The sequence below is a fragment of the Gammaproteobacteria bacterium genome (assembly GCA_009845905.1).
In the GTDB taxonomy this organism is placed as follows: domain Bacteria; phylum Pseudomonadota; class Gammaproteobacteria; order Steroidobacterales; family Foliamicaceae; genus Foliamicus.
In genome coordinates, this window is the sequence record VXYS01000004.1 from 648,651 (window position 1) to 660,897 (window position 12,247).

Annotated in this window: 11 protein-coding genes; 5 read left to right on the forward strand and 6 right to left on the reverse strand. The window is 66.0% G+C overall.

What is annotated here, in order from left to right; translation table 11 throughout:
• Window positions 1-36: 36 nt before the first annotated feature.
• Entirely contained in the window at window positions 37-1,227 is a 1,191-nt protein-coding gene (locus tag F4036_04365; protein MYK36977.1) for an AhpC/TSA family protein, read from the forward strand.
• 27 nt (window positions 1,228-1,254) lie between these two features.
• Here the strand turns inward: F4036_04365 and F4036_04370 are convergent, their stop codons facing one another.
• The 6 genes from F4036_04370 to hpaB all read right to left on the reverse strand — a co-directional run bounded on the left by F4036_04370 (window position 1,255) and on the right by hpaB (window position 10,527).
• Complete coding sequence (locus F4036_04370) at window positions 1,255-3,468, reverse strand: hypothetical protein (GenBank protein MYK36978.1); 2,214 nt, start codon at window positions 3,466-3,468, stop codon at window positions 1,255-1,257.
• A gap of 66 nt (window positions 3,469-3,534) precedes the next feature.
• Window positions 3,535-5,400 (reverse strand): DNA helicase RecQ, encoded by a 1,866-nt coding sequence (gene recQ, locus F4036_04375; protein ID MYK36979.1) that lies wholly within the window; start codon window positions 5,398-5,400, stop codon window positions 3,535-3,537.
• A 16-nt stretch (window positions 5,401-5,416) separates the two neighbouring features.
• Window positions 5,417-6,508 (reverse strand): cyclase family protein, encoded by a 1,092-nt coding sequence (locus tag F4036_04380; protein MYK36980.1) that lies wholly within the window; start codon window positions 6,506-6,508, stop codon window positions 5,417-5,419.
• Between the two features lie 127 nt (window positions 6,509-6,635).
• Window positions 6,636-8,096, reverse strand: coding sequence for a sodium:solute symporter family protein (locus F4036_04385; GenBank protein ID MYK36981.1), 1,461 nt, complete (start codon window positions 8,094-8,096; stop codon window positions 6,636-6,638).
• Window positions 8,097-8,111: 15 nt separating this feature from the next.
• The gene (locus tag F4036_04390) at window positions 8,112-9,434 is read right to left on the reverse strand and encodes a flavin reductase family protein (GenBank protein MYK36982.1); all 1,323 of its coding nucleotides are present in this window, start codon (window positions 9,432-9,434) and stop codon (window positions 8,112-8,114) included.
• Window positions 9,073-10,527 (reverse strand): 4-hydroxyphenylacetate 3-monooxygenase, oxygenase component, encoded by a 1,455-nt coding sequence (hpaB, locus tag F4036_04395; protein ID MYK36983.1) that lies wholly within the window; start codon window positions 10,525-10,527, stop codon window positions 9,073-9,075. The genes F4036_04390 and hpaB overlap by 362 nt, the downstream gene beginning before the upstream one ends.
• Before the next feature lie 86 nt (window positions 10,528-10,613).
• Between hpaB and F4036_04400 the strand changes: the two genes are divergently transcribed.
• The 4 genes from F4036_04400 (at window position 10,614) to F4036_04415 (ending at window position 12,216) form a co-directional block, all read left to right on the forward strand.
• Complete coding sequence (locus tag F4036_04400; GenBank protein ID MYK36984.1) at window positions 10,614-11,078, forward strand: nuclear transport factor 2 family protein; 465 nt, start codon at window positions 10,614-10,616, stop codon at window positions 11,076-11,078.
• Between the two features lie 11 nt (window positions 11,079-11,089).
• Window positions 11,090-11,446 carry a DUF2306 domain-containing protein gene (locus F4036_04405; protein MYK36985.1) on the forward strand — a complete coding sequence of 119 codons (357 nt, stop codon included), beginning with the start codon at window positions 11,090-11,092 and terminating at the stop codon, window positions 11,444-11,446.
• Window positions 11,447-11,563: 117 nt separating this feature from the next.
• On the forward strand, window positions 11,564-11,815 hold the full coding sequence (locus F4036_04410; GenBank protein ID MYK36986.1) for an AbrB/MazE/SpoVT family DNA-binding domain-containing protein: 252 nt from the start codon (window positions 11,564-11,566) through the stop codon (window positions 11,813-11,815).
• The gene (locus F4036_04415) at window positions 11,812-12,216 is read left to right on the forward strand and encodes a PIN domain-containing protein (protein ID MYK36987.1); all 405 of its coding nucleotides are present in this window, start codon (window positions 11,812-11,814) and stop codon (window positions 12,214-12,216) included. Before F4036_04410 ends, F4036_04415 begins: the two co-directional genes overlap by 4 nt.
• The last annotated feature ends 31 nt before the right edge of the window (window positions 12,217-12,247 follow it).

Below are 12,247 nucleotides of genomic sequence, written 5' to 3' on the forward strand. Positions count from 1 at the left end.
GGGCTTCCACCCGGAAGCAGCCCGGGCGCCTCGACAATGAAATCCCGCCGGCTGATCCCTGCACTGGCCGCACTGGCCCTTGCAGGCTGCATGCAGCCTGGCGAGGACGCCGGACAAGCGGGCGACCCGAATCGCTATACGATCGCCGGCGACCTGTCGGCGGTCTGCGAAAGCGGCGAGTTCGCCTTGTGGACGGCGGACGGACGGAACATCGTCGAAGGGGCGCGGATCGTCGACGGCAGGATCTTTCTTGAAGGCGTCGTGGACGCGCCCGCCAACGCGTTTCTCGAAATACTGAATGCCACGAGCAGGGAAGGATATCGACTGGCATCGATCAAAGGGCATGCATTCGTGCTGGAGCCGGGTGAATTGACGCTGACCATGGACAGCCGGACGGAATTTGTCGTGCAGGGCGGACGCTACAACGACATCGTGGTCAATTCGTGGCGTCTGTCGCCGGAGTATCTGCGCGTGCGGGACGACTATCTCCGCGCGGACCGGCCGGTGGACGGCGAGACCAGCGCGGACCGCCTGGCGCGGGAAACCGCGGCGGCGGAATTGTTCGATGAAATGCTGAGGCTCGAGAGCCAGGGTCGCCGCCGGGTGGCTTTGGGGCACGCGGACCCCCTCGCGCGCAAGCTCACGATCCAGTCCACCTGGCTGCGGAGTCCGTGGATCACGGATGCGCTTCGGCAACTGGCGGAAATGATCCCGCACGATCCGTGGGTGGCGGAGAGCCTTGCCCTTGAGGAGGCGTATGCCGCCGAGCAGGCGCGGGCCGCAAGTTTCGGCGTAGGCTCCGAGATCAGGGAATTCGAGGCCGAGACGCTGGACGGGGAAATCGTGAGCGTGTCCGGCGCCCGTGAAGGCAAGGACGTCGTTCTCCTGGAGTTCTGGGCGTCCTGGTGCGGCCCCTGCCGCGTGGAAATCCCGCACATGAAGGAGGCCTATGCGCGCTACGGGCCCCTGGGATTCGAGATCCTCTCGTTCACGGTCGACGACCTGCGCGAGGATTGGGTGGAGGCGTCCGAGGAAGAGGACCTGCCCTGGATCAATGCCGGGATGGGCATCGACCATCCGGCAACCGAAGCCTACGGCGTTACCGGTGTGCCGGCCAATTTCCTGGTGGAAGCCGCCTCCGGCCGTATCCTGGCGAGGAACCTGAGGGGCCGCAAACTGGACGAGGCGCTTGCGGAGCGCTTCGACACGCCGGAGGGCGAGAGCTAGGTCCGACTCCGTCGAACGCCCTTGAGATCAGGCGTTTTCGATCGCGTCGATCACCAGGTCCGGCGTGAGGATCTGCGGCAGGACCAACGCTTCGGCGGAACCGGGCTTGAAATAGAGATACAGCGGCACGCCCGCTCGGCCATGGCGCTGCAGGACCTCGGTAATCTCGGGATCCTCGTTGGTCCAGTCGCCCACCAGCACCTGCACGCCTTCGCGCAAAAGGAACTGCCGGACCGCATCGCTCTTCAACGCCACGCGCTCGTTCACCTTGCAGGTAATGCACCAGTCGGCGGTGAAGTAGGCGAACACCGGCTCCCGCTGTGCGCGAAGCTCTTCCAGGACGGTTTCCGAATAGGCGATCTCGTCCGACGTCCCCGGTGGGCCGTCGGCCTCCACGACGGCCCGCGGGAGCGTCCAGAGGCTGAGCAGCACGACCGCCAGTCCCGCCATGCTGGCCGCTCGCCAGGGGCGCGAATAGCCGGCGCCGGCACCGCGACGCCACCCGAAGGCGCCCAGCGCCAGGGCGAGGGCGGAAATCAGGGCCAGCGTGAGCGCATCGACGCCGGCCTGGTTGCCCAGCACCCAGTAGAGCCAGATCGCCGTCGCCAGCATCGGAAACGCCAGCGCCTGGCGGAAACTGACCATCCAGGCCCCGGGCCGCGGCAGCAGCCGCTGAGCGCCGGGTAGAAAAGCGACCACGAAATACGGCAGCGCAAAGCCCAGTCCCAGCGCAAGGAACACGCTGACCGTGACCGTGGCCGGCTGCAGGATTGCATAACCCAGCGCCGGCGCCATGAAGGGCGCGGTGCAGGGCGTGGCCACCAGCACCGCCAGGACCCCGGTGAAGAACTCGCCGGCCTTGCCCTGCGTGGCCTTGCCGCCCAATGCCCCCGCCCCCACGTTGACTTCGAACACACCGAGCAGGTTCAGGCCCACCGCCACCATGACCAGCGCGAGAATCGCCACGATCAGCGGGTTTTGCATGTGAAACGCCCAGCCAACCGCTTCGCCGCCCGCGCGCAATCCGATGATCAGCGCCGCAAGGATCAGGAAACTCACCAGCACCCCGGCGAGAAACTGCAGGCCCGCGCCGCGGGCCACGGCCGGGTCCTCCCCGGCCATCCGCGCCACTCCCAGCGCCTTGAGGCTCAGTATCGGCAGCACGCAGGGCATCAGGTTGAGGATCAGGCCGCCGAGGATGGCAAAAACGATCGCCTGCAGCAGGCCCGCGCCGAACGTTGCGCCGCCGCCGGACCCGGCCGCTCCGCCGGATTCCATCGGAGCATCGCCTGCGACGGCATGCCCGCCGCCGTCCCAGGGACTTGAGCTGAATCCCACCGGCGCCGCATCCATGCTCCCGTCGCCCCCGACGGCACGCCTTGCCGTCAGGCTGAACGCCTGGCGCGGCGCGTTCTCCATGTCCACCGACAGCACCAGGCCGGTCGTTTCATAGCGCGCCACGCGTGGACCCGTGGGCACGGCTATCCGGACGCGGTCGCTCCACAGACCCACCTGCTGCTCCGCGGTATGGTCAATCATTCCCTCCGCTTCGGGGAACAGGTACAGGCCGGACGCCTGTTGAAGCGATAGCGGCGTGGAAATATCGAATACCAGTTCCTCGCCGCGCTGGACGAATGCCGCCGGCCAGTCCATCGCCTGCGGCAGCAGCGCCCGGGCCTGAGCAAATTCGGCAACCCGCCAGTCTTCCTGGTCAGCGTCCGCGGCATCGCCGCCGGCAATGGGAATCTCCAGTTCCAGGTCCGCCCGCTCCGGTATGCAAAGCTTGTCGTCGCAAACCAGCCACGACGCCCGGGCCCTGAGCGACAGCCGGTCGCCGGAAAGTGGCTCTTTCTGGGCGACCTCCAGCAGCAGCAGGGTAGGCTCGTTGTAGCCGTAGCTCATCAGGTCCATGAAGGGCACGAATCCCGGCGCCGGGAATCCGAGTTCGCCGAATTCAAGTCCTTCCGGCGCGTCCCAGCGGAGGCTGGCCGCCTTGCCGGCGTCACCCGGATTGATCCAGTACGTGTGCCAGCCCGGGTCGGGAGTGAGCTTCAGACCCAGGGTAAAGGTCTCGCCGGATCGGATGCTGGACGTTTCCGCCAGCAGTTCAACCTGCGTATGGTCGGTCTTTACCGGGACTGCCTGGGCAAGCGGGAGGCACAGAACGGCGCCCAGGACCGGGAGCCACTTTCTGCGCTGCCGGATTTTCCCTGTCCGCGAGTTCGCGCCGCGCATGATCATTGGCCGTAAGGATAACGCAGCGGGCGCTGGTTCGAACCCCGGCGCAACGGGCCCCGGGCAGAAGGTTCAGGCGCCTTGCGCCGGCAATTCCCCGCTTTTCGTGTCGGCCTGCGTTGCGATGACCTCGAGAAACGCACTGCCGTAGCGCTCAAGCTTGGCCTGCCCCACGCCATGCAATTCAAGCATGGCCTCGCGGCTGCGCGGGCGGGTGCGCACGAACTCCCGGAGCGTGGCGTCGTGAAAGATCACGTACGGCGGCACGCGCGCCTCGTCGGCCAGCGCCATCCGGCAGGCCTTGAGCGCCTGCCACAGCGGCTCGTCTTCGGCCGGGATTTCCCAGGCCGCCGGACGTTCCTTGCGGGCCCGCGCGGGCCGCGCCAGGCGCACTTCTTCGCGCAACTCGATGGATTGCTCGCCGCGCAACAGCGGCCGCGCCCGGGGAGTGAGCACCAGCGCGCCGTGGCGTTCGGCGTCCACTCGCGCGAAGCCCAGCGCAACCACCTGCCGGACCACGGCGTGCCACTGGCGCGCCGACAGATCGCTGCCGATGCCGAAGGTGGAGAGGTTCTGGTGGCGATGCCTGAGGACCTTGTCGGTTTCCTTGCCGCGCAGCACGTCAATCAGGTGGGCGGCCCCGAAACGTTGCCGGGCGCGCACCGCGCAGGAGAGGAACTTCTGCGCTTCTTCGGTGCCGTCGAAGGTTTTGGGCGGATGCAGGCAGTTGTCGCAGTTGCCGCAGGGACCCGGGTAGTCCTCTCCGAAGTAGGCCAGCAGGGCCGTGCGCCGGCAGCGGGTGATCTCGCACCAGGCGACCAGCGACTGCAGGCGGGTTCGCTGCACCCTTTTGTGGTCCTCGGAGGCTTCCGACTCGTCGACCATCCGGCGCAGCCGAACGACGTCCTGCAGGCCGTAGGTCATCCAGGCCTCCGCGGGCTCGCCGTCGCGTCCGGCCCGCCCGGTTTCCTGGTAATAGGCCTCGATGCTCTTGGGCAGGTCGCAATGAGCGACGAAGCGCACGTCGGGCTTGTCGATTCCCATTCCGAAGGCGATGGTGGCCACGACGATCACGCCGTCGGTTCGCTGAAACCGCTCCTGGCAACGCCGCCGCGCCCGGGCGGACAGTCCGGCATGGTACGGCAGGGCGTCGAACCCCGCCTGCCTGAGCCGCTCGGCCGTGGCCTCGACCTTGCGCCGCGACAGGCAATAGACGATGCCCGCCTGGCCCTCGCGTTCACGCAAAAAGGCCAATAAGTCCGCCCCGGGGCCGTTCTTCATGCGCACCGTGTAGCGGATATTCGGCCGGTCGAAACCGCTGATGAACCGCTCGGCGCCGTTCAGCTTCAACCGCGCGACGATCTCCTCGCGAGTGGCCTCGTCCGCCGTCGCGGTCAGCGCCAGGCGCGGCGTCCCCGGAAAGTGTTCCTTGAGTACGTCCAGCCCCAGGTAGTCCTGGCGGAAGTCATGTCCCCACTGCGATACGCAATGCGCCTCGTCGATGGCGATCAACGCGATCTCGATCCCGCGCAACAGGGCCAGCGTTCCGCCCTCTTCGCTGAGCAGCCTTTCCGGCGCCAGGTACAGCAAGTCCAGCTCGCCTCTGCACAGCGCCGCCATGATGCGCTGCTGCTCTTCATAGGGAAGACTGGAGTTCAGGAAGGCGGCGGCAACGCCATGCTGGCGCAGGGCGGACACCTGGTCCTGCATCAGTGCGATCAGCGGCGAAATCACGACGCCGGTCCCGGGGCGCAGGATCGCCGGAATCTGGTAGCAGAGCGACTTGCCCCCGCCGGTGGGCATCAGCACCAGCGCATCGCGGCCGCGCAGGACCGCGCGGATGATCTCTTCCTGGTCCGGCCGAAAGGCCGGATACCCGAATACCGTGCGGAGAAGGTTTTGGGCTGGGTCCAGTGCCGTGTCCGACGGGTTCACCACGGCACCGGCACGCCCGTCAGCCGATGGCGATGGGCCGCACGGGCGAACCCGACGCGCCCACGGAGCGCAGCGGCAGGATGATCGTGCAGGACTCCCAGACCTGGTCCGCAGCGAGTTCCGCCAGGTTCGCGTTCTGGATGTTGTGCACGCCCGACTGCGTGAGGTTGTGGTGGTGGATCGCGAAGGGCAGGCCCTCGGGCGTCCCCTCGGGCGGGCCCGCCTGGCCCATCAGCTGGCCGTCGTTGGCCGGGTCGGTGAACGGATTGTCCAGCGCCACCAGCACCACGCCCTTTTCGCCCAGCATCTGTGCCGCGTCGTAACCCAGGCCCGGCCCCATCGCGTAGTACGGCGGCTGGTTCCAGTTGTCGCTCCACCCGGTGTAGATATAGACCACGTCGCCGGGAAGAATGCCGCGTTCGGCAAGGCCCTGGGCCGCCAGCATCGCGTCGATATCCGCCGCCGTGATCGTCTGCCCCGGCTGCAGGGGCTCGCCGCCGCCCATCTGGCTGCGGGCGTCCAGCAGGACGGCGCTGGTCACCAGCGGCGGCGCATGCTCGATGCCCAGCTTAAGCAGGGGAGAATCGGGCGTCGGCTTTACGTCGCCCTGCGTATAGCCGCCGTAATACACAGCCGTGTCCGCGGGCAGATCGCTCTCGCCCAGCCAGGGCTCGGGAAGATAAGCGAAGTGTCCCAGCGCATCCATCTGGGTGCCCTGCGCCCCCGGCTCGCCGCCGGTCAGGTGCTCGCCGTTGAAGGCGTGGGCGGTGTAGGGAATGCCTACGGTGGGCCGGTAAACGTATTCGAGCGGAGGCGAGAACGGAGACTGCGGCATGGACATCGAGCGCGGGTGCGACAGCTCATAGACCTTCGCGCCGGGTTTGCCCATGTGAAAGGCGCAGCGCATCCAGGTGCCCGGGCCCTGGGTATTGCCGTTGCCGCGCTGATCACCGTCCGCCCAGGGAGCGGCCGGCGTCAACTCGACGGACTGCGCCCAGACAGCCGCCCGCGGATCGGCCGCCTCCTCCACTTCACCCTGCGGCGCTTCGCAAGCCCAGATCAGCGTAAGCAGCGCAACACAGGCGCCCGTCGTGCGATAAATCGAAGTCATTTGCTATCTCCCTTGGCGCGGTCATCGCCGCGTCCCCTGCCCCGGTAGCTTGCCACAAACATCGCCGCAATCACGATCGCCGGCAGCACGATTTGCACCACGAAACTCTCCAACGGAAGTCCGAGAATCATGGTCCGCGCTCCTCCCGGCCGGCCGCCGCGACTCCGCCGATGGCGACGGCCGGCGGCGTAAAGGTATTGACCAGCGCCATCGTTACGCCGGCCACCAGCAGCCCGGGGATGCCCGGATGCAGGACTTGCGCCCAGCCCTGGCCGCTCAGCGTCCCGCCAATCCAGATCAGCGTGGTCACGACGCCGCACACCGAAGATGCCAGTGCGGCCTCGGCGCTCACCCGCGTGCTCACCATCCCCGCGATCAGCGGGAAGAAGAAGGCCGCGCCGATGATCGCCACGGCGAAGGACACGATGCGCAGGATCAGCGCCACGTCGGGTATCGCCAGCACGAAGGCCACGGCGCCTACGGCCACGATGGCCCCGCGCGATATCCAGACGTAGCTGCGCTCTTCGCGTTCGATTCCCCGCGGCTCGTCCACGCACTTGCGCACCAGGTCATGGGCCAGCGCCGAACCCGCCATCAGCAGCAGCGAGTCCGTCGTGGACATGGCGGCCGCGGCGATCCCGGTCAGCGCGAACGCGGCCAGGACCGGAGCCAGGTACTGGCTGACCAGCGCCACGTAGGCCTGATCAGGCGAGGCCAGACCCTCCCATACCGTGATCCGGGCCACGGCGCCGAGGTACATGTTGCCGTAAAGCAGGAACACCATCACGATCAGGATGGTCCAGGGCAACGATACCCGCGCGACCCACGAGTCGCGCGCGGCGTACATCTTGGTGACCAGCTCGAGGCGCGTGCAGTAGGCCAGCATCCAGATGACCTGCCAGGAAATAAAGTACCCCCACCCCCAGGACACCCCGCGCAGGCTGGTCCAGCCGGGCGCGGCCTGCTCTACCTCAAGCATGACCCCGGTCCACCCGCCGACTTCCTGCAGCAGGACCGGCGCGATCAGCAGCAGCCCGGCCCACATGAAGAAGAACTGGGCGATGTTCGTCCACACCACCGCCAGCAGGCCGCCGAGGGCGACATAGGCCACGAATATCAGGCTGCCCAGCGCCAGCCCCCATAGGAAGGGAATCTCGAGCAGGCGCTCCAGTATGAAGGCCATGCCCCGCAACTGGGCCACCAGGTAGACGACGCTGGACACGGCCACGACGATCGCGCTCCAGGCCCGCATTTTCCGGCTTGCATAACGGTCGCCCAGGTAGTCCGGCAGGGTAAAGCCGCCGGACTGGCGCAATTTGCGGGCGAAGAAAAAGAAAACGATGGCGATGCCGACGGCGAATGCCAGAAACGGCAGCCCGGCCACGCCCCCAAACGCCCCGATGAAGGCGACGCCGCTCAGTATCGAGCCCCCGTGCATGATGGCCGCCACGTTGGCGAGAACCAGGACGGGAACGCCGAAACGTCGCCCGGCGACCCAGAAGTCCTCGCTGGCCCGCTGTCCGCGGGAAGCCACCAGGCCCAGCGCCACCACCAGCACCAGGTAGGCGGCGAAAATCGTCAGGCCCATGCCGTCGGCGCCAAGTCAGCGCGGCCGCTTGCTGCCCGCCAGCCGCGCAATCATGCTGCGCAGCATCTGCTTGAAGTCCTGCTGCTCCAGTTCCGGAAAATCCGCCAGCACGTCCGCCTCGCGGGCCTTGGCCACGGCCAGCAGCCTGACAACCCGCCGGCTGCCCCGCTGGGTGCAGACCAGGCGCGGCAATCCGCCTTCCACCCGGGGTTCGGCCTCCGCGATCATTTCCTGGTCGAACAAGGCCTTGAGCGTGCGGTCGAGAATTTCTTCCGGCATGCGGATGATCCACGCGAGTTCGTCGCGGGTGCAACGCTGGTCGCTCAATGTGGCCAGCACCCGCCATTCGTCGCGGGGGATTTTCTGCTCGGTCAGGTGCTCGTAGAACGGCAGGCCGAAAAGCCGGTAGGCCCGCGCCAGCAGGGGCAGCAGGAAGTCATCGACATAGCCGCCGGCGATTTCCGACCCGTCCGGGCCCTCCGCCGGGCGCGGCATCGTGACCGTGTAATCGCCGCGGTGGAAGACCAGCGGGGTGCGTTCGTGGACCTCGAACTGGAGCACCTCGCCCACGAAGATCGCATGATCGCCGCCGCTGTAACGGTGCACGTTGCGGCACTGGAAGGTGGCAGCGCATCCGGCGATGACGGGCGCACCGCCGATGCCCTCGATGCAGTCCAGCCCCGCAAACCGGTCCTCCACGTCGCGCGAGAAACGCCTTGAGACATCGACCTGGTCGGCCGCCAGCACGTTGACCGCAAAGTGGTCCGCATTCGCGAACACTTCGAAGTTCAGGGAATCGTTCCTGAGGCTCCACAGCACCATCGGCGGATCCAGCGAGGCGGAATTGAAGCTGTTGGCGGTCAGCCCGATGCGGTCTCCGTTTTCCGCCTTCGTCGTGACCACCGTTACGCCGGTTGCGAACTGCCCAAGCGCATTGCGGAAGCCCCCGGAGTCCAACTGCGCGCCCCGTGCTCTGCTAGCCGTCGTCTTCCGAAGAAGAGCGAAGGAACTCGCGCACGCGCTCCATGTACGGAGTTCGGTCCTTGGAGTGGAAGATCGCGCCGGCCATCCGGACGGGATCGCCGAAGAAATACGTCTCGTACTGCACCTGCCGCGCCGCGAAGGCCGAAAGCGCCGTGTCCCAGGCCAGGCGATAGAGCGGAATCCGGTCTTTCGCCTCCAGCCGCGCCGCCTGGTAGTAGCGATGCACCTCCTCGCTGAGCGGCCCCTTGAGGTCGGCTTCGGTGGGCATGGCCACGAGGCCGCTGGCGCCCAGCAGGCGGACGATCTCCACCATGCGGGGGTAGAGGCGCGGATACAGGTTGCGGGCGGCGTCAAGCGGATCGAAAGCCGGCGTCATCATGCCGTGGCCGTTGAGGGCCGCGTCGGCCTCCGCGGCCCGCCGGAACGCCTTCATGGTTTCGAGGTTGACCCAGATTTCGGCCACCTTTTCCTGCACGTGCTGGAAGATCTCGATGCCCACCGCGTCGATCATCAGCGACACCAGGCCCAGCAGGAACTCGGTCTTGGCGATGTTCTTGCAAATGACCTGGTGCGACATGTGCACCACCGCGGAGGTGGCCGCGTAGGCTTCATTGCAGGCCTTGACGTCGCGGTACAGAAACACGTTCTCCCAGGGCACGAACACGTCGTCGAACACCACCAGCGCATCCAGCTCCTCGAACCGCGAGCCCAGCGGGTGGTCGAAGTGGTTGCGCCCGTAGTCCACCGTTTCCCGGCAGATGAACTTCAACCCTTCGGTCGCGTTGGGCAGGCAGAAGGCAAACGAATACGGCGCGTCCTCTTCGGGATTCTTCAGAAGCGTGGAAGGAAACACCATGATCGAGTCGGAGATCGGCAGCGTGGCCAGCATCCGGGCGCCCTTGATCACCAGGCCCGCGTCGGTCTCCTCCTTGACCCGCGCCGCCAGAAACGGGTCCGCCTGCTTCGCGGCGCTGACCGCGCGGTTGATCTGCGGGTTGATCAGCGTATGCGTTAAGGCCAGGTCGCGTTCGCGCATGTCACGGTGCCAGGAGGCGGCGTTGGCCCCGCCGCCCGCGTGCGCCGAATCCAGCCAGCCGGCAGCGGCCGCGTACGCGCTCATCGCGCGGTTCAGGTAGCTGGGGTCGCGGCCCGCCATCCCGAAGCTGAAATCGGCAAGCCGGTGCATCGCGTCCCCAATGCGAACGAGGTCCTCCCGAGTCTCGGGAATCATGAAGCTCATGCCCACCGGGTCGCCCGTCTCCGGCGAGGGAAAAAGCAAGGTTTCCGGTTCGTCGTGCTGAAGGTCGTAGCGGGCCGCCAGGCTGCGCACACCGCCGGCTATGCCGTCTTCGGCGGTGATGTCTTCAACCTTTCGTCCCCGATGCCACAACTCCATCGGAGATTCCCTGAGTGCCCGTATGAGCTCGTCGCCTGTTCTTGCTGGCAAGACCTGTTTCCTTTGCGCGTACTTCCGGTCGGGCGGCCATTCTAGCCCGAACGCCGTTCCGCAATTGGGCAGGCATAATTCCGCCCATGAACACCGAATCGAACCTGCAGGAGGCCGTCGCGGCCGTCCTGCGCAAGTTGCGGAAAAACTGGAACCGCATGGACCTGAAGGCGATGGTCGACTTGTGGGACACGTCCGACCCCGATCCCTTCTACCTGCCCGAGGAAGTCGAGCAGCCGCTGCGGGACTGGGACGCGATCCATGCCTACTGGGACAACACCATGAAGATGATCCCGCGCCTGGAGATGCGGATCTGGGACATCCAGGCCGTCCCGCTGAGCGAAAGCCTGGCATGGGTTTCCTGGCAGTTTCACTGGGACGCGGTGGCCGAGGGCTACGACAAACCGGTCGGCGCCGACAACCGCGCCGTCGCGCTGTTTCGCAAGCTCCCGGAAGGCTGGCGGATCTGCCGCTACGTCGAGGCGCCGCTTGCGCCCATCCTCTACATGCGCAAGCTCTACGAGAACTCGGTGGAGGCCGATTTCAGCTGACCGATCACCCAGTGATCTGGCTACACTTATTGGCGGCCCTAATTGCCCTTGTACTAGGGGCGGCGAACCTCTTGCTGACAAAAGGCACGCCGCGCCACAAGGCGTTCGGTTGGGTCTGGATCATTGCAATGTTGGGAGTGACGCTCCCGTCTTTCCTGATTCGGGAGGCCAATGCGGGAGAATTCAGTTGGCTTCACTTACTGACGGTCTGGACCCTTTTCTGCATGCTGACCGCCATTATTTCGATCCGCAAAGGCAGGGTCCGCACTCACGCCGGTTTCATGATCGGAACGATGGTCGGCGCCATCATCGCCGGAGCCTTCGCCCTCGCACCGGGGCGCTTTATCTCCGATATTCTGGGCTATTGAGATAGGTCGGCGCGGTTCATTCCAGCCTTGATACGTTGGTAACAGAATTTCCGTAATCCGGAAAATCGTAAAATATGTTAGTCTGTGAAACACGCGAAACAATTCCGGGTGGCAGCCATGACTGAAACTACTGTTGTTTCCAGCCGGGGGCAGATAACCCTGCCCGCGCGCATGAGGAAAAAACTGGGGATCCGGGGTGGAGACGTGCTGGTCCTGGAAGATCGCGGACACGAGATCGCGCTCACGCCGGGGGCTGTAGTGCAAATCGACTACTACAGCGATGAACAGGTTGCGGAGTGGGACCGGGAAGATCAGCTCACGGATGAGGATCGGCAGCGCATCATTCAAGCTGTCACGCGGGGCGCGTGACACGGGTTTTTCTCGACGCGAATGTGCTGTTTACAGCCGCACACAACCCTGGCGGGAAAGCCGCGCTGGTTATTGAATTGGGCGTGCAAGGCCAATGGCAGTTGTTCACCAGCGCGTATGCGATCGAAGAGGCTCGCCGAAACCTGCAACGGAAATTTCCCCAGGCGACCGAAACCCTGGAACAATCCTTGCCCGCGTTGCGCCTGTCATCTCACCGCCAGGGCATGCCGCAACTGCCCCGGCTGCCCGACAAGGATCAGCCGATCTTCCAGGCCGCTTTGGCCTGCGGCGCCACGCACTTGCTGACCGGCGACTTGCGGGATTTCGGAGCCTTTATGAATCGCCCCGACGAAACGCACGGTGTGCTCATTCAGACCGTGGGGCAGTTCCTGGCCGAATAGGGTCTATCGCCCAAGCCAGCGGCTCACAACG